We start from the raw sequence: 18,772 nt of genomic DNA, 5'->3' as shown, positions 1-18,772 counted from the left end.
GCTACGCGCGGTTTTGCCTTTAGCCTCCCGGCGGATGCCTGCCTCCCCGCTTCCTCCCAGAGCACCTCGACAGCCGCCGAACCAGCTCGATCCCGAGCTGATCGACGACGCGCTGCTGGAGACCGACGGCCTGATCGACGTCGTGCTCGACCACGCCAACCTCGCGAATCTGCGCGCGCGCCGGGCGTTTCTCCAGCGCGTCGAGCTGAAGGCCTGTCGCATGACCGGCATCCAGCTGGCCGAGTCGACGGTCCGCGACGTCGTGATCGAGAACTGCCGCGTCGACCTCGCCGCCTTCCGCGCGACGACCTTCGAGCGGGTCGTCTTCCGCGGCTGCCAGCTGCAGGAGCTGGACGTCGCCGAGGCCGTCTTCAGCGCGGTCGTCTTCGACGGCTGCGACCTCAGCAAGGCCGACTTCTCGCACGCCAGATTCCGCCTCAGCGAGATGCGCGGCTGCAGACTCGACGGCGTGATCGCGGCCGAGCGGCTGGCCGGCGTCGGGATGCCGTGGCCGGACGTCGTCGGGATCGCCGGCGAGCTGGCGGCGGCGATCGGGATCCGCGTGCTCGGCGAGGGGGAGTAGCGGCCCCGCCTCAGCCGGCCGGCGGGCCGCCGAAGCCGGGGTTGAGCCCGTGCTCCAGCGCGCCCTTGATCGCCGCGTCGAGCGCGTTGATGCGCGCGAGCGCGAGCGCCTCGGCCGTCCCGAAGCGGCGGCCGGGCGCCTGGTCGGGCCCGTGGTGCGCGAGCACGCAGTGCAGCAGCGCCAGCAGCCGCGGCTCGGTCAGCTCGGGGATCCGCGCCGCGCGCTGCTCCAGCAGCCGCACGCCGAGCTGGACGTGGCCGAGCAGCCGCCCCTCCTCGCTGATGCCGAACTCGGCGCCGTAGGTGAACTCGCGCGTCTTGCCGATGTCGTGCACGAGCGCGGCGGTGATCAGCAGGTCGGAGTCGAGTCTGACGTGCAGCAGGCAGGTCTCCTGCGCGAGCGTGCCGACCGCGACCGTGTGCTCCAGCAGCCCGCCGAGGTAGGCGTGGTGGCCGTTGCGGGTGCAGGGCGCGCGGCGCCACTGCGCGCGCAGCTCGGCGTCGCCGAGCAGGTCGGCGAGCAGCGCCTTGCAGCCCGGCTCGTAGACCTCGCGCGCGAGGTGCTCGAGGAAGCCGTCGAGCTCGTCGAGGTCGCGGTAGGCGCTCGGCAGGAAGGCGGCCGGGTCGGCCTGGGACGGGTCGGCTCTGGCGATCGCCGCGATCTCCAGCTGCAGCTCGTCGCGGAAGCGCTCGACGCGGCCGGCGACGCGCACGAGGTCGCCGCGCTCGAAGCGGCCGGCGAGCAGGTCGGCGTCTCTGAAGGCGCGCGCGGTCAGCGAGCCGGTGCGATCGCGCAGCTCCAGCGCCAGGTAGGGGGTGCCGGCGCGGCTCAGCAGCCGGTCCTTGCGGGTGCAGGCGAAGATCCCGTCGATCTGCGTTCCGGGGCGCAGTGCGCTGACGGTGAGCGGGTCGGTCACCCGCCCATCATGTACTACTTTGAGTTGATGCAGCCACTGCAATGGGAACGCCGGCCGGACGGGCTCCGCGCCCCCGCCCTCGTCTGTGCGTTCAAGGGCTGGAACGACGCGGGCGACGCCGCCACGACCGCGCTCCAGTTCGTCGGAACCGCACTCGGCGCAACACGCTTCGCGACGATCGACCCGGAGGAGTTCTTCGACTTCCAGGCGACGCGTCCTCACGTCAAGCTGGTCGAGGGGCTGACGCGCACGATCGAATGGCCGGAGGTCGAGATCTTCGAGGCGCGCGTGCCGCGCGCCCCGCGCGACCTGATCCTGCTGACCGGCAGCGAGCCGTCGATGCGCTGGCGCACCTTCTGCCAGCTGATCCTCGACCTCGCCGAGGCGCTCGGCGTGCAGATGGTCGTCTCGCTCGGCGCGCTGCTGGCCGACGTCGCCCACTCGCGCCCGATCGGCATCAGCGGCCTCTCCTCCGATCCCGGCCTGGTCGAGCGGCTGCAGTTGACGCCGACCTCCTACGAGGGCCCGACCGGCATCGTCGGCGTGCTGCAGGCGGCCTGCCAGAACGCCGCGATCCCGTCCGCGAGCCTGTGGGCGTCGGTCCCGCACTACATCGCCTCGGCGCCGAACCCGAAGGCTGCGCTCGCGCTCGTGCGCAAGCTGGAGGGCCTCGTCGGCGTCTCCGTCGACGCCTCCGAGCTGGAGAGCGCCGCCGGCGACTACGAGCGGCAGGTCAACCTCGCGGTCCAGTCGGACCCGGACGTGCAGGCGTTCGTCGAGCGGCTGGAGAAGGCCGCCGACGAGGAGGACGAGCCGCTGGACCCGACCGAGCTGCCCTCCGGCGACAGGCTCGCGTCCGACTTCATGCGCTTCCTCAGACAGCGCGGCAACGAGGGCGCCGGGCCGGGCCCCGGCGGTCCCGGCCGCTGAGGCGCGCCGCCTTCAGCCGCTGACGATCGCGGTGCCGACGGTGAATCTCGCCGTCACGACACCCGGCGTCACCAGTCTGTTGCCGCGGTAGGTGAAGCGCAGCTTGTAGACGCCGGCCGTTCTGGCGGTGAAGAGCGCGCCGAAGGCGCCGTCGCCGTTGATGCGCGCGCGGCCGAGGCCGCGGAAGGGGCCGCGCGGGCCGGCGATCGCGACCGAGACGACGCCGGTCGCGTCGCCGCCCTCGCGGATCTGCGCGAAGACGCGGAAGCGCGGGCCGGAGCGGTCCGGGTATCTGATCGAGCTGAGGTCGAACGGCGCGACGACGCGGATTCTGACCGGCGCGCTCCACGGCGTCTGCACCCCGTCGGCCGCGTCGCGCGCGACGACGGTGTAGGTGCCGGGGCCGGGGAAGCGCAGCACGGCCGCGCCGTTGGCGTAGCCGGCGGCGGTCGATCTGCCCTTCAGCGCGCCGCCGCGTCTGACGCTGCCGTTGAGCTTGAAGCGGATCTCGCGCGACTGCGAGCCGGGGTCGGCGTTGACCGGCAGCGACAGCGCTCTGCGCGTCGGGCTTCCCGGCGTCCGCAGCAGGAAGCGGCCGGCGCTGCCGAGCACGACTCTGCCGGCGATCGTGAACGGGTAGCTGGTCGCCGGGCCGAGCGGCGCGGCGCAGGCGGTGTCGGTGCCGGCGTAGCTCGTCAGCGCGACGCCGTAGGCGCCGTTGCCGCGGTAGGAGACCTGCACCGTCGCGGGCTGCGCGGCGTCGGCGCAGGTGACGGCCGGCGCCGCCGCTCTGCCGTCCGGCCCGGTCACGGCGACGGAGTAGCGCGTGCCGGGGTCGGGCGTGACGACCGCCTGCGGCCGCAGGTTGCGCAGCGCCGGCGGCGAGCCGGGCGAGATCGCGACCGGCGCGCCGTCGTCGCCGGTGACGGTGACCCCGGCGGCGCCGGCTCCGGCGGCAGCGATCGCGCTCGCGCCGGTTGCGAGCGCCGCTGCGAAGAGGGCGGGAGTGACGTGGCGGCGGCTCGGGCGCATCGGGCTCCTCCGGAGGGACAGGTTGAGGGGTGCGCCACTCACCTGCCCCGTGCGGCCCCGGAGGATGCGCGCTTCGCCCGGCTACCGCTCCGCCGCCGGGCAGACGAGGCGGTAGTCGCACCAGGAGCAGGCGGCGAACGAGGGGGTCGGCTCGAAGCCCTGCGAGAGGATCCCCTCGGCGACTTCGGTCGCGATCTCCTCGATCCACTCGCGGTCGCCGTCGCAGCGCTCGACCGGCACCTTCGCGTCGTCGAGCACGTAGTAGTAGGCGCCGCGGGCGGCCTCGAACTCCCACGCCTCCCTCGCCGCGACGGCGTAGAGCGACAGCTGCACGTCCTGCTCCAGCTGGGCGCGCGTCTTCGGCGGGCCGGTCTTGTAGTCGATCAGCTCGAAGCCGCCCTCGGGCAGCTTGTCGACGCGGTCGACGCGGCCGCGCAGCAGGTGCGGGCCGAGTCTGAACGAGAACGATCTCTCGAACGCGACCGGCTGCGCCGGCTCCTCCTGGAAGCGCTCGTAGTAGCGCGTCAGCGCGGAGGTCGCCTTGCCGCGCAGCTGGATCTCCTGCTCGGAGCCGCCGAAGCCGCCGCGCCGCCAGCCGGCCTCCAGCAGGCCCATCATCTCGGGCAGCGTGTTCGTCGCGCCGTCGGAGTGGAAGCGCTCCAGCACCTGGTGGACGAGGATCCCGAAGCGCTGGTTGAGCGTCGGCTCCTGCGGGATCCGGAAGACGCGCGCGAACTTGTACTTCAGCGGGCAGGTGCGGTACGTGTCGATGTCGGAGGCGCTCAGCATCACGCCGTCGCCGCGGCGCGGCAGGAACGGCTCCAGCGTCGGCTCCTCGCGTGCGGCGATCGCGGCCGCGCGGCGTCTGTCGTCGCGGTCGGCGTCGAGCAGCCACTCGTCCAGCGGCGAGGTCTGGAGGATGTCGCGCTGCTCGCCTGTGACCGCCGAGGCGAGCCGCGCGTTGACCTCGGCGAGCGCGTCGGCGAGCGGCTCCTCGCGCGCCCGCTCGATCAGCGCCGCCAGCTTGACGACCTCGAGGTAGCGGACGATCGCGTGCGAGACGTCGAGGTCGGTGTCGAAGCGCAGCTCGCCGATCCGCCCGCCGGTCCGCTTGATCGTCTCCAGCAGCTCGTCGCGCAGGATCCGGTAGGTCGAGTGGAGCGACTCGGCCGGCCCGAACAGCTCCTCGGCGCGCTCCTCCCAGTGGCCGTCGACCGCCAGCCGCGCTTCCTCGGCGAACGGCGACGGCGGCTGCGCGGCGCCGCGCTCGCTCGCCTGCGGGTGGACGAGCACGAGCCGTCCGCGCGTGCGCGTCATCGCGACGTGCAGCAGCCGCCGCATCTCGGCGACGTGGGCGGCGTCGTCGTCCTGCGACAGCGTCTCCTTCAGCAGCGCCGGGTCGATCGGCTCCAGCGTGCGCGTGTGCGCGCCCGGCATGCCGGCGGCGTGGAGGCCGAGCACGTAGACGTGGTCGAACTCGACGCCCGGCGCGGCGTCCATCGCCAGCACCTGCACGCCGCGCGCCGCGATCGGCGTCGGCTCCTCCTGCTCGCGCAGCCCGGCCTCGGCGGCGGCGGCGATCGAGCGCGCGAACTCGCGCGGCGTCGCCTGCGGCCGCCGCTGCGTGAAGGCCGTCGCCAGCTCGCCGAAGCGGGCCAGCCCGCGCAGCCGCTCGACGACCTCCGCCTGGGCGCTGAAGAGCTGCTGGCGGCGCAGCCCGAGCCGCTCGATCAGGCGGTGGACGAAGAGGTCCGGGCGCATCGTGTCGAGCGCCGCGACGGCCGATCTGTAGAGGCCGAGGAACATGCGGATGCGGTCGCGCGCCTCCGGCGGGATCTGCGGCGACTCCAGCGCCGCCCCCAGCGCGGAGACCATGTCGAGCTTGCGCCGGCGGGCGATCTGGGTGCAGCGCGCGAGGTCGACCTGGCGCAGCTCGATCGGCGGCCGAGCAAGCGCTCGGACAACCGCGGGGGCGTCGCCCGGATCGACCAGCAGCCGCAGCCAGGCGAGCAGGTCGCGCACCTCGGCGCGCTGGAAGAAGGCGGCGTCGCCGACCAGCCGGTGGCCGACCGCGCGCTCCTCCAGCGCGACCGCGACCGCCTGGCCCTCGCGCGCGATCGAGCGCACCAGCACTGCGATCCGCTCCGGCGGCACGCCCTCGCGCGCGATCAGCCGCTCGACGTCGGCCGCGACCGCCTGCGCCTGCGCGCGCTCGTTGGCCGCGCGCCAGAAGCTGACCTCGCCGCCGAGCGGGCCGTCGAGCCGCTTCTCGATCCGGTCCTGCAGCGGCGCGACGACCGCGGCGGCGGCGTCGATCACCCGCTGCGGGCAGCGGAAGGAGTGCTCCAGCCGCACGACCGTCGCGTCCGGCAATTCGGCCTGGAAGTCGCGCAGGTTCTTCGTCGCGGCGGCGCGGAAGCGCCTGATCGCCTGGTCGTCGTCGCCGGCCGCGGTCAGGTTCCCGTGCTCGGAGGCGAGCAGTCGCAGCAGCAGGCCGTGGGCGAAGTTCGGCTCCTGCACGTCGTCGACGAGCAGGTGGCGGTAGCGCCTGGCGACGCGGGCGCGCACGTGCGGGTGCTCGCGCAGCAGTCTCAGCGCGCCGATCACGAGGTCGCCGCTGTCGAGCGCGCCCTGCTCGGCGAGCATCCGGTCGTGCGCTTGGTAGATCGACGCGAACTCGCGCTCGCGGGCGCCGCGGGAGCGGTCCGCGTCGCTGATCGCGCGCTCGCCGCCCTGCGCCATGTAGTCGTCGCCCGCGGTCGGCGGGCTGTCCTCGCCGCCGAGCGTCGCGGCCCAGGCGGCGTACTCGTCGGCGCCGATCAGCTCGTCCTTGAGGCGGTCGATCCGGCGCACGAAGCCGGCGACGAGCGCCGCCGCGTTGCCGCGGAAGTCGTGGCGGCGGATCGTCAGCTCGTCGATCCGCTCCAGCAGCATCGCGAGCCGGTCGGCGCGGCCGACCGCGACGGCGAACGGGTCGAGCCCGCCGGCCAGCGCCTCCTCGCGCAGCAGCCGCGCGCAGAAGGCGTGGACGGTCGTCACCGCCAGCTCCTCGTAGGGCTGCTGGACGGCGTCCTCGACGTGGCGGCGGAGCGCGTCGGCGGCGCGCTCGGAGCGGGCCAGCGCGAGCACCGCCTCGGGTGCCTCGCCCTGCTCGACCAGCCACGCGAAGCGGGCGACGAGCGTGCGCGTCTTGCCGCTGCCGGCGCCGCCGACGATCAGCAGCGGCCCGCCGGCGTGGGTGACGGCCGCTGTTTGCGCGGAGGACAGGCCATCAAGCACGGACACCCTGCAAGTATGCCGTCGATGGGATCCACTGGCACGGCGCTCGACGCCGACTGGCTCGGGGCCGCGCGCGTCGCGGCGGACGCGCTGCGCCGGATCCTGCGCGAGACGCCGCGCACGCGCGAGCGCGCCGTCGAGACCGGCCAGCGCGGCGAGGGCGGCGACCGCACGCTCGTGATCGACCAGGCCGCCGAGGACGCCGTCTTCGCCCAGCTCGACCTGCTGCACGCCGCCGGGCACCGCTTCACCGCCGTCTCGGAGGAGCGCGGCGAGGTCGACTACGGCGGCGACGGCGTGCGCGTCGTGATCGACCCGATCGACGGCTCGCTCAACGCGAAGCGGCTGCTGCCGTCGGCGGCGCTGTCGATCGCCGTCGCCGACGGGCCGACGATGGCGGACGTGGCCTTCGGCTTCGTGCACGACTACGGCACCGGCGAAGAGTGGACGGCCGTCCGCAACGGCGGCGCGTTCCTCGACGGCGTGGCGCTCGACCCGTCGCTGCCGGAGCGGCGCGGGCGCAGCGGCAAGCTGGAGGTGCTCGGCGTCGAGGTCGCCGACCCGCGCTGGATCGCGCGTTCGATCGACGGCCTGCAGCAGGAGACCGAGCGCCTGCGCGTGCTCGGCGCGATGGCGCTGACGATCTGCCAGGTCGCCGCCGCCCGCCTCGACGGGATGATCTCGCTCAGACGCTGCCGCGCCGTCGACGCCGCCGCCGCGCAGCTGATCGTGCGCGAGGCCGGCGGCCACGTCGCCTTCCCGCTCTGCGGCGGCGACGGCCTCGCCGCCCCGCTCGACGTCGAGCCGCACTCGCCGATCGTCTGCGCGCGCTCACCCGCGTCGCTCGCCGCGCTCGCGCGCGTCGTCGCCTGATCGCCTCGCACGTTCGCTCGGATGGTTGGCCAGGAGCGTTGACGCGCCAGTCAGCGCTGGTAGAAGTCCCACAGCGGCGCTGCGGGGAAGGCGCAGCGCGCTGCCGGCTGCGGGACCGCCGGGCTGGCGATCCGACTCCGAAGGGGACATCGATGATCGGGACGGGACTGGGGGCGCGTCGCGCGACGCGCCAGGGCGTCGGCGCGGCTGTTGCCGCGCTTGCGGCGCTCGCGGCGGCGGTGCCTGCCGCCCACGCGGCACGACCGCCGTTGGACGGCGACATCGCACGGCCGCCAGAGCTGAGCAATCCCGGGGCGCGACTGCTCGGGCCGCAGGCGCTCGCACCCCCGGCGATACCTCCGGGCCCGCTGGTCGGCGACGGCTTCACGACGTTTGACGGCCGCTACCGGGATCGGCCGGCGTACACGCTGCGGCTCGTCGCCACCGGAGAGGGGAACGTCGAGCTGCTGCGGTCCTACGTCACGCAGGTCGTCGGCGATGTCGCGGCCAATGGCGGGCCGGCGATCACGGTCGCGGCGGGGACGGTGCCCGACGTCACCCCGGACCGTGAACCGGACGCGGGCGAGATCCTCGTCTCGGTCGATTCGACGTCGCCATGCAGCGGGAGCTGGGCCGGCTGCGCAGGGCCTCGCAACTCGACCTACGAGCCGGCCTCCGGCGCCTGGGTGATCAACGGCGGCCGTGTCTGGATCCACCCGTCGATGCTGACGAACCCGGCGTACAACACCGCGTACAACCACCGTCACGTGCTCGCGCACGAGGTCGGGCACGCGCTCGGCCTCGACCATCACGAGCCCACCTACGGCGGCCAGCTCCAGGTCATGCACCCGTCGAGCTACGACGCGCCGACGTACCGCGCCGGCGACGCCAACGGCCTCACGTATCTGTCGCCGAGACTCGCGGACGTCGACACGCAGGCGGCGAGCGGCGTCGCGTTCGAGAGCGCGACGCTGAACGGGGCCGCCAACCCCAACGGCAATCCGACCAACCTCTCCTTCGAGTGGGGGACGACCACCGCCTACGGCAGCTCGTCGGCCGATGAGAGCGCCGGCAGCGGCACCGCCGCGGTCGCGGTCAGCCATCGGCTGGAGAACCTCTCACCGGGGACGACCTACCACTACCGCCTCGTCGCCGCCAGCCGCGCGGGAGTCAGCTACGGCGCCGATCGCACCTTCCGCGTCCCGGTCTACAGACAGATCGTCGGCCGCACCGGCGGCGTCGGGGTCGCGAACGCGAACTACGTCCTCAGCGGGCTCGGCACGCAGGAGCTGGTCGCCGTCGGCGACCTGACGGGCGATGGCAGGGACGACGTGATCGCCGTCGAGGACTCCGGCGTCCTCAGCGGAGGCGGCAGATACCGCTACATGCTGGGGACGAGCAACGGCGCGGGGATCGCCAGCTGGAACCCGATCCTGTCCGGGATGGCGAAGCCGGCGGCGATCGCGGTCGGTGACGTCAACGGTGACGGCAGGGCCGACATCGTCGCGGTCGAGGACGCGGGCGTGTCGTCCGGGAACGGCAGATACCGCTACATGTACGGCATCTCCAACGGCGGCGGGATCGCGACCTGGTCGTCGGTCCTGAGCGGGATGATGCTGCCCGACAGAGTCGCCGTCGGTGACGTGAACGGTGACGGCAAGGCGGACATCGTCGCCGTCGAGGACAACAGAGTGTCGTCTGGCGATGGCAGATACCGGTACATGTACGGGATCAGCAACGGCCCGGGTGTCGCGACGTGGAGTTCGGTGCTGAGCGGGATGATGCTGCCGGAGCTGATCGCGGTCGGTGATGTCAGCGGCGACGGCAAGGCGGACATCGTCGCCGTCGAGGACGACAGAGTGTCGTCCGGCAATGGCAGATACCGCTACATGTACGGGATCTCCAATGGCCCCGGCGTGGCCACGTGGTCATCGGTGCTGACCGGCCGAGCGCTGCCGAGCCGGCTCGGCGTCGGCGACGTCAACGCTGACGGCAAGGCCGACGTCGTCGCCGCAGAGCCGCAGCACAACGGCCGCACGCGCGTCCTCTACGGCCTCAGCAACGGCTCCGGCGTCGCCAGTCTGAGCACCGTGCTGAGTGACTTCAACCCCTCGCTCGCATTCGCGGCGGCGGACGTCAGCGGCGACGGCAAGGCTGACGTCGTCTCGCTGGAGAGCGACGGCAGCGGGAGATACCGCTACCTGTTCGGCCTCACCGGCGGCGTCACGATCACCGACTGGAACTACGTGCCGGGGGACCGCAGAGGCGCGGTCGCGTACGCCGTCGGCGATCTGACGGGTGACGGCAAGGCGGACATCCTCACCGTCGAGGACTCCGGCGTCGCGAGCGGCAACGGCAGATATCAGTACGTCCTCGGCACGAGCAACGGCAGCGGAATCGCGAGATGGGAGGCGATCCTGAGAGGGATGATGCGACCGGAGGCGATCGCGGTCGGTGACGTGAACGGCGACGGGAAGGCGGACATCGTCGCGGTCGAGGACTCGGGCGTGTCGTCCGGGAACGGCAGATACCGCTACATGTACGGCATCTCCAACGGCCCCGGGATCGCGACGTGGGAGCCGGTGCTGAGAGGCATGGCGCTGCCCGACAGAGTCGCGGTCGGTGACGTGAACGGGGATGGCAGGGCTGACATCGTGGCGGTCGAGGACGCGGGCGTGTCGTCCGGGAACGGCAGATACCGCTACATGTACGGGATCAGCAATGGCCCGGGCGTGGCGTCGTGGTCGTCGGTGCTGAGCGGGATGATGCTGCCGGAGGCGATCGCGGTCGGCGACGTCAGCGGCGACGGGAAGGCCGACATCGTCGCCGTCGAGGACGACAGAGTGGTGACCGGCGGTGGCAGATACCGCTACATGTACGGGATCTCCAACGGCCCCGGAGTGGCGACCTGGTCAACGGTGTCGAGAGGTCGCGTGAGACCGGCGGCGCTCGGCGCAGGCGACGTCAACGGTGACGGCAAGGCCGACGTCGTCAGCGTCGAGCCGCAGGGCGACGGGCTCTTCCGCGCGCTCTACGGAACGAGCAACGGCGCCGGGATCGGAAGCCTGCTGACGGTGCTGAGCGACATCAACCCGCCGGTCCAGTTCGGCGTCGGTGACGTCGACGGCGACGGAAAGGCCGACGTCGTCTCGACCGAGGCGCTCTGACGTGCGGCGGCGGGGGCGGAGCGGTCGCGCTTCGTCCCCGCCCGACGGTTCCCCCGGCAGCCGGGGTGCCGACGCTGCCATGATGGACACCTGATGATCGACTGGCCGCTCGTCCAACGGCTGGCGGCGCACGTCGCCGGCAGACCGGAACACACCCCGCTCAGAGCCGACCTCGGCGAGCTGACGCGCGACAGCGCCGAGCGCGTGATCGCCTACACCGGGCTGACGCCGCAGGCGGCGCTGCCGGAGGCCGAGCCGGTGCCGCGGGCGGAGTGGATCAGAGCGAACATCGCCTCGATGAGCCGGCTGCTGGACCCGGCGCTGAGACAGGTCGGCAGAAGAGTCGCCAAGCCCGCCAGACCGATCGTGCAGCTCGCCGCGGGCGCCGTCATGACGGCCGAGGTCGGCGTGATGCTCGGCTACCTCGCTCAGCGCGTGCTCGGCCAGTACGAGCTGGTGCTGCTGGAGGCGACGCCCGACGACGCGCCGCCGCGGCTGCTCTACGTCGTCCCCAACCTCGCCAAGTCGATCAGAACGTTCGAGGCCGACGAGGAGGAGTTCCTCCGCTGGGTCGCGATCCACGAGGTCACGCACGCGGTCCAGTTCGCCGGCGTCCCGTGGCTGCAGCCGCACATGGCGGCGATGGTGCAGGAGCTGCTCGACAGCGCCCAGCTGCGGATCGACACCAGACGCGCGCTGCGCCTGCCGCGCACCGACGACGTCAAGAGAATCGTCGAGGTCGTCCGCTCCGGCGACCTCGTCACGCTCGTCGCCAGCCCCGGCGAGAAGCGCACGATCGACACGATGCAGGCGACGATGGCCGTCGTCGAGGGCTACGCCGAGCATGTCATGGACGCCGTCGGCGAGCCGCTGCTGCCGGGCCTGCCGAGATTGCGCAGAGCGCTCGACGCGCGCCGCAAGACGCAGTCGACGCCGTCGCGGCTGATGATGAAGCTGCTCGGCATGGAGATGAAGATGCGCCAGTACCAGCAGGGGAAGGTCTTCTGCGACACGGTCGTGCGCGAGGGCGGGATCGAGGCGCTCAACCGCGTCTGGCGCAGCGCCGCGGACATGCCGACGCTGCCAGAGGTCGAGGAGCCGCTCGCCTGGCTGCGCCGAACGGACGTTCCACCGGCGCTGACGGCCTGAACGTCCGTTCGCACACATCGGTGGTGTAACGCCGGGGCCGTTCCGGTTTACAAACGGGTGTTCGCCCGCACACCTGATCGCAAGGAGCCGTTCCTCGATGGCCACGAACGACACGACCGCGAGACCGACCGCGACCGCCACCGCCACCCCCGCCGCTGCTGCGAGAGCGCCGGCCGCCAGAGCGCCGAGAGCCGCCGCCAGACCGCGCAGAGCCGCGAGAGCACGCAGAGCGCCGAGAGCGAGAGCACGCAGAGCGCCGAGAGCGCGAGCGAGAAGAGCCGCCAGACGCTCGACCAGAACGACCGTCGGCACGACCCGCGAGCCGGTCGCCACGACGCCGATCGCGCAGGCGCAGCAGCTCGCCGAGCGCGTCGTGCTGATCCCGATCGGCGTCGCGCTGGAGGCGCGTGACCTCGTCGTCGACGCCGTCGACACGCTCGTCTCCAACTCGACCGGCGCGCTCGACGGCTTCCGCGCCGCGACCAGCTCGCCGAGAGCGCTCGACAGACAGCTGAAGAGATTCGAGCGGCGCGGCGGCAGAGCCCGCACCGAGATCGAGCGCGACCTGCGCAGAACCCGCAGCCGCCTCGAGCGCGAGGTGCGCCACTCGCGCGTGCGCGCCGAGAGACAGGCGAGAGAGGCCCGTCGCGGCTTCGAGCACCAGCGGGCCGAGGCGCGCAGAGTGCTCGACGGCCGCGTCGGCGAGCTGCAGGATCGCGTCAAGCCGCTGCGTCAGCGCGTCGAGCCGGTGCGCGATCGCGTCGAGAATGTGGTTCAGAACCGCGTCGAGGCGGGCAAGAGACTCGTGGGGAGCGTGCAGGAGCGCCTCAACAAGGTCGCCTGAGCCCCCGATCGACTTCATCCGCAGATGTCTGGGAGGGCATCAGCGGCAGGGGTTCGCCGGACCACCACCGGCGGATGACGCACCCTCTCCTCCCTCAACCGCCCGGGGCGCTTAACGGCGCCCCGGCGGCTGTCCGGGGGCAGACGTGCCACGCCGCCAGTCCAGGCGCACAAGCCTGTCACAATGGTGGTCATGCCGACCAGAGATCAGATCCGCGAGGCGCTCCGCGCCGTCATCGACCCGGAGCTGCGCAAGGACATCGTGGAGCTGGAGATGGTCCGCTCGATCGACGTCCACGACAACGGCGTCGTCGACGTGATGGTGTCGCTCACCACGCCCGGCTGCCCGATCCGCAGCCACTTCCAGACCGGCGTCGCGAACGCGGTCAAGGCGCTCGACGGGGTCGCCGGCGTCAACGTCAGCTTCGACGTCCTCTCCGACGAGGAGAAGGGCAACCTGCAGCGCAAGCTCGGCCGCGGCGGCCCGCTGCCCTCCGGTGCGCTCGCGCAGGTCGAGAACGTGATCTGCGTCGGCTCCGGCAAGGGCGGCGTCGGCAAGTCGTCGGTGACCGCCAACCTCGCCGCCGCGCTGGCGGCCGAGGGCAAGAAGGTCGGCGTCCTCGACGCCGACGTGTGGGGCTACTCGCAGCCGCGCATGTTCGGCCTCGGCGCGACCCGCCCGAAGGTCAACGGCGAGCGCAGAATCGTCCCGCCCGAGGCGCACGAGGGCATCAAGGTGATGTCGATCGGCTTCTTCATCGAGGAGGACGCCGCCGTCGTCTGGCGCGGCCCGATGCTGCACAAGGCGCTGCAGCAGTTCCTCGAGGACGTCGACTGGGGCGCGCTCGACTACCTGCTGGTCGACCTGCCGCCCGGCACCGGCGATGTCGGCATGACGCTCGCCCAGCTGCTGCCGGACGCGAGATTCCTGCTCGTCACGACGCCGCAGCCGGTCGCCCAGAAGGTCGCTCGTCGCTCGGCCGAGATGGCCGGCAAGGTCAGACTCGAGATCGCCGGCGTGGTCGAGAACATGTCCGGCTTCGTCACCCCCGGCGCCGAGCGGTTCGAGATCTTCGGCGCGGGCGGCGGTCAGCTGCTCGCCGACGAGCTCGGCGTCCCGCTGCTCGGCCAGGTCCCGCTGACGATGCCGCTGCGCGAGCAGGCCGACGCCGGCACCCCGCTCGTCGTCGCCGACCCCGAGGACCCGGCCGCCAAGGCCGTCCGCGAGGTCGCCCGCGGCCTGATCGCCCTGACCCCGGTCGCGCTGCCGGTGATGCAGACGGTCGCCCCCTCGCTCCCGTCGCTGGACGTCATCCCGCCGAGACCCGTCGGAATGTCCCTCCCGATGGCCTAGCAGCGGCTTCGGCGCGCCCCGCGCGGGGCGCGCCACCTGCGCCGGGAAGGCCTACTTGCCGGCGTAATATCTGGCGTTGAGGTCCGCGAAGTGGGACCACTCTTCAGGCAGCTGGTCCTCCGCGAAGCACGCGTCCACGGGGCACGCCTCGACGCAGGCGTCGCAGTCGATGCACTCTTCCGGATCGATGAAGAGCATCTCGGCTCTGTCGTAGTCGGGCTCGTCCGGAGTGGGGTGGATGCAGTCGACCGGGCAGACCTCGACGCAGGACGTGTCCTTTGCGCCGATGCACGGCTCGGCGATCACATAGGCCATGAGCGGTTCCCTCTTTGCGACGTGGGTTGAAGCATGAAGCCGAGTGATCATACGGCCGCGCGCGGGCGGCCGGCGCGGCTCGCCTATCTGCCTCTCGGGCTCCCGCCCGCTCTGCGCTGCGCCTCGGGCAGCTGCGACAGCAGCTCCGCGAGCTGGCCGAAGCCCTGCTTGGTCAGGTCGACGCTGAGGCCGGCGGGGATCGGCGTGCCGGCCGCGAACCCTCTCGGGGCGTCCGGCCGCCGGCCGGTCCCGATCATCCCGAAGATGAGGATGATCGGGCCGATCGACAGCAGCACGCTCCCGACGATGATGCCGGCCGTCTCGATGTTCGACGCGGTCGGGGCGCGGATCCCGGCGTAGAGCCCGGCGCCGCCGGCGGCGCAGAGCGCGAGGCCGAGCGCGAGCGCGCCGAGCGGCGTGCCGCGCGGGTTCGAGCGCAGCATGAAGATCGCCGACGCGAACGGGATCACGAGCACGATGCAGACGCCGATCGCGATCGCGAGCGTGCGCGGCTCGGTCGTGCACGCCAGCTCTTGGTTGTCGGACGTGCAGAGGCTGTGCTCGACGAGCGCGCGCGTGCACCAGGCGACGACGGCGACCGCGGCCGAGGCGAGCGCGATCCCGAGCAGCGTGGTGAGCCAGTACCTCACGGCAGGCACCGCCGGATGCGGGCGCCGTCGCCGCCGGCGCGGCGGATGCAGGCGCTGATCCGCTGCGCCTGCGCGCCGCTGATCGTGCGCGTGCGCCCGTTGGTCGTGATTCTCAGCGTCGAGGTCGTCGTCGACTGCTCGCCGGGACGTCTGACGGTGCGCCCGTCGAGGCTCGCGGAGAAGTGGCTGTCGCGCTCTGAGACGCCTCTGAAGAAGATCTGCCAGTCGGCCTTGTCGCCCGCGATGAACGGCGTCGTCATCACCAGGTAGTCGAGCTTGCGGGTGCTGATGCCGGCCTTGGCGGCGGCGTTGCGGGTCGCCAGCGAGGGCGCGAACGCCGAGATCTGCTGAACGGGCATCCCCTTGTGCGAACCGGCCGAGCCGGAGTCCGTGACGCGGGTGCTGAGGTCAGCGGCGACGTCGATCGAGCGCTGGTCGCCGTTGCGCAGGCGCGTGAGCGCGTTGACGCGGTCGCGCGCGACGCGCAGCAGCCAGACCCGCTCGCCGCCGCGCAGTCTGCGCTCGATCAGCGAGAGCGCGGAGCCGAAGCCCGTCGGCTGGACGAGGTCGACGCGCTCGGCCGGCGTGCCGCCGCCCTGCTTCTCGCCGCCCTGCTTCCCGCCGCCGTCCGTTCCCGAGCCGGTCTCGGAACCGCCTTCGCGGAACCAGCCGCGCTCGGAGGCGGTGTCGGCCGGGCTGTCGGAGAGGACGACGAGCGCGCCGGCGGCGGCGACCGAGGCGACGAGCGTCAGCAGCACCAGCGGCCCGTTGCGACGCCGCTTCGGCGTGCCCGGCACCCCGGACGGCGCGCCGTCGCCGGAGCCGCCGAGCACGATCGGCTCCGGTCTCGGGCGCGGCGGGCCGCTGTCGCCCGCGCTCGCACTGCCGCCGCCCGACGGGTCGGCGGGCGCGGGCCCGCCGGTCGAGATCCGCGTCTCGCCGCGCGCGTTGGCCTCCTTGAGCGCGGCGAACGGATCGTCGTCGTCCTGCTTGCGCCGGAACATGGCCGCGATTCAAGCAGTCTCCGCGGGCGGCTGACAGCCGGTTATCCGACAGCCGCCGTGTCGGGGCGCCGATCGGCCCACGGCCGCGCCGCCTCCAGCTGCGCCGCCAGCGCCAGCAGCGGACCCTCCTGCGCCGGCCGCCCGAAGAAGTGGACGCCCGTCGGCAGGCCGTCGTCGCCGTGGCTGAGCGGGACCGAGATCGCCGGCTGGCCGGTGACGTTCGCGATCGAGGTGAACGGCGTGAACTGGCCCGAGCGGCGGAAGGTCGCGGCCGGGTCCGGTCCGCCGCCGAAGAGCGTGCCGATCTCCACCGGCCGCTGCGCCAGCGACGGCGTCAGCACCGCGTCGTAGTCGGCGGTCGCGGCGACGAGCGTGCGCGCGAGCGCCTGCAACTGGCCGATCGCCGCGATGTAGTGAGCCGAGCCGAGTCTCTGCGACTGCTCCCACAGCAGCCACGACAGCGGCTCCATGTCGTCGGGGGTCAGCTCGCGGCCGGCGAGCGTGCCGGCGAAGACGATCGCCGAGGCGACCGCCGGGCCGAAGGCGGCGGCGAACAGGTCGAACAGCCCGTCGACGACCCACGGCGGGTCGATCTCCTCGACCTCGTGGCCGAGCTCGCGCAGCAGCGCGACCGCCTCCTCGACGGCGGCGGCGGCGAGCGGGTCGATCTCGACCGTCGTCAGCGGCGGCGTCAGCGTCACGCCGATCCGCAGCCTGCCGGGCGCCCGCGCGGCCGTCTGCGCGAACGGCTCCGACGGCGCCGGCGCCCATGAGGCGTCGCCCGGCTCAGGACCGGCGAGCAGGTCGAGCACGGCGGCGGTCTCGGCGACGGTGCGCGTCAGCACGCCGTCGTTGACGAGGAACGACTCGCCCTCGACCGGCGCCAGCGTGATGCGGCCGCGCGCCGGCTTGAGCCCGACGAGGCCGCAGCAGGCGGCGGGGATGCGGATCGAGCCGCCGCCGTCGTTGCCGTGCGCGATCGGCACCATCCCGGTCGCGACCGCCGCCGCGGCGCCGCCGGAGGAGCCGCCGGGCGTGCGCGAGAGGTCCCACGGGTTGCGCGTCGGCCCGTTGCGGACCGACTCGGTGCTGGGCAGGATCCCGAACTCCGGCAGCGCGGTCTTGCCGACGATCACGAAGCCGGCGGCGCGCAGCCGCTGCACGAAGACGGCGTCGAACGGCGGCGTCAGGTTCATCAGCTTCGAGCCGAGCGTCAGCGGCATGCCGGCGACCGGGCGGTTGTCCTTGATCGCGATCGGCACGCCCGCGAACGGACGCGGGTCGTCGCGGCCGATCTGCGCGGCCGTCGCGAGCGCGCCCTCGTGGTCGACGTGCGTGAACGCGTTGATCTGGCCGTCGAGCGCGTCGATCCGCTCCAACGAGGCGCCGACCAGCTCTTGCGCGCTCAGCTCGCCGCTGCGGACCAGGGCCGCAAGCTCGTGGATCGGGCGGAAGAGGAGGTCGGACACGGACGGGCTCCTTCGGAACGGGGGCGTGCCCGGCAGCCTATGGGGTCGCGCGCGCTAACGTGACGGTCGCCTCACGGCACCCGGCCCCGAATCGCGAACTGGAGTTGAGATGACCGCTGCCGACACCGACGTCAAGTCCGGCCTCGAGGGGGTCGTCGCGTTCGCGACCGAGATCGCCGAGCCCGACAAGGAGGGCGGCGCGCTCCGCTACCGCGGGGTCGACATCGAGGAGCTGGTCGGCGCGGTCCCGTTCGAGCAGGTCTGGGGCCTGCTCGTCGACGGCAGGTTCAAGCCCGGCCTGCCGCCGGCCGAGCCGCACGGCCTCAGCGTCCGCTCCGGCGATCCGCGCGTCGACGTGCAGTCGGCGCTGGCGATGCTCGCGCCCGAGTGGGGCTTCCAGCCGCTGATCGACGAGACCGACGAGAGAGCGCGCGACCAGCTCGCGCGCGCCTCCGTGATGGCGCTCTCGTTCGTCGCCCAGTCGGCGCGCGGGATCGGCCTGCCGCCGGTCTCGCAGGCGACGATCGACGAGGCGACGACGATCCCGGAGCGGTTCCTGCTGCGCTGGCGCGGCGAGGCCAACCCCGACCACGCGAAGGCGATCGACGCCTACTGGATCTCCGCGGCCGAGCACGGCGTCAACGCCTCGACCTTCACCGCGCGCGTGATCACCTCGACCGGCGCCGACGCGGCTGCCGCGCTGTCGGGCGCCGTCGGCGCGCTGTCGGGCCCGCTGCACGGCGGCGCGCCGAGCCGCGTGCTGCAGATGCTCGACGAGGTCGAGCAGCTCGGCGACGCCGACAAGTGGGTCAAGGCGGCGCTCGACCGCGGCGAGCGGCTGATGGGCTTCGGCCACCGCGTCTACCGCGCCGAGGACCCGCGCGCCCGCGTGCTGCGGCGGACGGCGATGGAGCTGGGCTCGCGCCGCGCCGAGGTCGCCGAGCAGCTGGAGAAGGCGGCGCTTGGGGAGCTGCAGGCACGCAAGCCCGACCGCGTGCTGGCGACCAACGTCGAGTTCTGGTCGGCGGTCGTGCTCGACTACGCGGAGGTGCCGGCGCAGCTGTTCACGCCGCTCTTCACCTGCGCCCGCACGGCCGGCTGGTCGGCGCACATCCTCGAGCAGAAGCGCGAGGGCCGGCTGATCCGGCCCTCCGCCAAGTACGTCGGCCCGGCCCCGCGCTCGCGCGACTCGGTCGAGTAGCGCGAGG

Annotated in this window: 15 protein-coding genes; 8 read left to right on the top strand and 7 right to left on the bottom strand. The window is 73.1% G+C overall.

Annotation, left to right across the window (positions count from 1 at the left end):
- Positions 1-34 precede the first annotated feature (34 nt).
- On the top strand, positions 35-583 hold the full coding sequence (locus Q7L73_RS05700) for a pentapeptide repeat-containing protein (protein WP_304686659.1): 549 nt from the start codon (positions 35-37) through the stop codon (positions 581-583).
- A 10-nt stretch (positions 584-593) separates the two neighbouring features.
- Here the strand turns inward: Q7L73_RS05700 and Q7L73_RS05695 are convergent, their stop codons facing one another.
- Positions 594-1,499 (bottom strand): 3'-5' exoribonuclease YhaM family protein, encoded by a 906-nt coding sequence (locus Q7L73_RS05695; RefSeq protein WP_304686658.1) that lies wholly within the window; start codon positions 1,497-1,499, stop codon positions 594-596.
- 27 nt (positions 1,500-1,526) lie between these two features.
- Between Q7L73_RS05695 and Q7L73_RS05690 the strand changes: the two genes are divergently transcribed.
- Positions 1,527-2,429 (top strand): PAC2 family protein, encoded by a 903-nt coding sequence (locus Q7L73_RS05690; RefSeq protein WP_304686657.1) that lies wholly within the window; start codon positions 1,527-1,529, stop codon positions 2,427-2,429.
- Positions 2,430-2,441: 12 nt separating this feature from the next.
- On the opposite strand, the gene Q7L73_RS05685 is transcribed toward Q7L73_RS05690, so the two are convergent.
- Together Q7L73_RS05685 and Q7L73_RS05680 are read right to left on the bottom strand one after the other, a co-directional pair.
- Entirely contained in the window at positions 2,442-3,461 is a 1,020-nt protein-coding gene (locus Q7L73_RS05685; protein WP_304686656.1) for a hypothetical protein, read from the bottom strand.
- Between the two features lie 81 nt (positions 3,462-3,542).
- Complete coding sequence (locus Q7L73_RS05680; RefSeq protein ID WP_304686655.1) at positions 3,543-6,746, bottom strand: ATP-dependent DNA helicase; 3,204 nt, start codon at positions 6,744-6,746, stop codon at positions 3,543-3,545.
- Between the two features lie 18 nt (positions 6,747-6,764).
- Here Q7L73_RS05680 and Q7L73_RS05675 point away from each other — a divergent pair, with 18 nt between their 5' ends.
- From Q7L73_RS05675 to Q7L73_RS05655, 5 genes are all read left to right on the top strand, one after another.
- Positions 6,765-7,613, top strand: coding sequence for an inositol monophosphatase family protein (locus tag Q7L73_RS05675; RefSeq protein ID WP_304686654.1), 849 nt, complete (start codon positions 6,765-6,767; stop codon positions 7,611-7,613).
- 152 nt (positions 7,614-7,765) lie between these two features.
- On the top strand, positions 7,766-10,780 hold the full coding sequence (locus tag Q7L73_RS05670; protein ID WP_304686653.1) for an FG-GAP-like repeat-containing protein: 3,015 nt from the start codon (positions 7,766-7,768) through the stop codon (positions 10,778-10,780).
- Between the two features lie 93 nt (positions 10,781-10,873).
- Positions 10,874-11,929, top strand: a complete 1,056-nt coding sequence (locus Q7L73_RS05665) for a zinc-dependent metalloprotease (protein ID WP_304686652.1) — start codon at positions 10,874-10,876, stop codon at positions 11,927-11,929.
- 97 nt (positions 11,930-12,026) lie between these two features.
- Positions 12,027-12,773, top strand: a complete 747-nt coding sequence (locus Q7L73_RS05660; protein WP_304686651.1) for a hypothetical protein — start codon at positions 12,027-12,029, stop codon at positions 12,771-12,773.
- A gap of 183 nt (positions 12,774-12,956) precedes the next feature.
- Positions 12,957-14,126, top strand: a complete 1,170-nt coding sequence (locus Q7L73_RS05655; RefSeq protein WP_370552348.1) for an Mrp/NBP35 family ATP-binding protein — start codon at positions 12,957-12,959, stop codon at positions 14,124-14,126.
- 51 nt (positions 14,127-14,177) lie between these two features.
- Here the strand turns inward: Q7L73_RS05655 and Q7L73_RS05650 are convergent, their stop codons facing one another.
- From Q7L73_RS05650 to Q7L73_RS05635, 4 genes are all read right to left on the bottom strand, one after another.
- The gene (locus Q7L73_RS05650) at positions 14,178-14,441 is read right to left on the bottom strand and encodes a ferredoxin family protein (protein ID WP_304686649.1); all 264 of its coding nucleotides are present in this window, start codon (positions 14,439-14,441) and stop codon (positions 14,178-14,180) included.
- 83 nt (positions 14,442-14,524) lie between these two features.
- A complete protein-coding gene (locus tag Q7L73_RS05645; protein WP_304715503.1) occupies positions 14,525-15,091 on the bottom strand; it encodes a hypothetical protein in 567 nt (188 codons plus the stop codon).
- Positions 15,088-16,095 carry a hypothetical protein gene (locus tag Q7L73_RS05640; protein ID WP_304686647.1) on the bottom strand — a complete coding sequence of 336 codons (1,008 nt, stop codon included), beginning with the start codon at positions 16,093-16,095 and terminating at the stop codon, positions 15,088-15,090. The genes Q7L73_RS05645 and Q7L73_RS05640 overlap by 4 nt, the downstream gene beginning before the upstream one ends.
- Positions 16,096-16,136: 41 nt before the next feature.
- Positions 16,137-17,564, bottom strand: coding sequence for an amidase (locus tag Q7L73_RS05635; RefSeq protein WP_304686646.1), 1,428 nt, complete (start codon positions 17,562-17,564; stop codon positions 16,137-16,139).
- A 109-nt stretch (positions 17,565-17,673) separates the two neighbouring features.
- On the opposite strand from Q7L73_RS05635, the gene Q7L73_RS05630 reads away from it, so the two are divergent.
- Positions 17,674-18,765, top strand: a complete 1,092-nt coding sequence (locus Q7L73_RS05630; RefSeq protein WP_304686645.1) for a citrate synthase 2 — start codon at positions 17,674-17,676, stop codon at positions 18,763-18,765.
- The last annotated feature ends 7 nt before the right edge of the window (positions 18,766-18,772 follow it).

The sequence above is a fragment of the Conexibacter sp. CPCC 205762 genome, assembly GCF_030646155.1.
In the GTDB taxonomy this organism is placed as follows: domain Bacteria; phylum Actinomycetota; class Thermoleophilia; order Solirubrobacterales; family Solirubrobacteraceae; genus Conexibacter.
The sequence above is the reverse complement of the archived record's forward strand: the minus strand, read 5'-3'. Positions and strand labels throughout refer to the sequence as shown.

What these genes read in the sequence shown, in the direction of transcription:
- Q7L73_RS05700 (WP_304686659.1), top strand. Translation starts at nt 35, where the DNA reads ATGCCTGCCTCCCCGCTTCCTCCCAGAGCACCTCGACAGCCGCCGAAC.
- Q7L73_RS05690 (WP_304686657.1), top strand. Translation starts at nt 1,527, where the DNA reads ATGCAGCCACTGCAATGGGAACGCCGGCCGGACGGGCTCCGCGCCCCC.
- Q7L73_RS05685 (WP_304686656.1), bottom strand. Translation starts at nt 3,461, where the DNA reads ATGCGCCCGAGCCGCCGCCACGTCACTCCCGCCCTCTTCGCAGCGGCG.
- Q7L73_RS05675 (WP_304686654.1), top strand. Translation starts at nt 6,765, where the DNA reads ATGGGATCCACTGGCACGGCGCTCGACGCCGACTGGCTCGGGGCCGCG.
- Q7L73_RS05670 (WP_304686653.1), top strand. Translation starts at nt 7,766, where the DNA reads ATGATCGGGACGGGACTGGGGGCGCGTCGCGCGACGCGCCAGGGCGTC.
- Q7L73_RS05665 (WP_304686652.1), top strand. Translation starts at nt 10,874, where the DNA reads ATGATCGACTGGCCGCTCGTCCAACGGCTGGCGGCGCACGTCGCCGGC.
- Q7L73_RS05660 (WP_304686651.1), top strand. Translation starts at nt 12,027, where the DNA reads ATGGCCACGAACGACACGACCGCGAGACCGACCGCGACCGCCACCGCC.
- Q7L73_RS05655 (WP_370552348.1), top strand. Translation starts at nt 12,957, where the DNA reads ATGGTGGTCATGCCGACCAGAGATCAGATCCGCGAGGCGCTCCGCGCC.
- Q7L73_RS05650 (WP_304686649.1), bottom strand. Translation starts at nt 14,441, where the DNA reads ATGGCCTATGTGATCGCCGAGCCGTGCATCGGCGCAAAGGACACGTCC.
- Q7L73_RS05640 (WP_304686647.1), bottom strand. Translation starts at nt 16,095, where the DNA reads ATGTTCCGGCGCAAGCAGGACGACGACGATCCGTTCGCCGCGCTCAAG.
- Q7L73_RS05630 (WP_304686645.1), top strand. Translation starts at nt 17,674, where the DNA reads ATGACCGCTGCCGACACCGACGTCAAGTCCGGCCTCGAGGGGGTCGTC.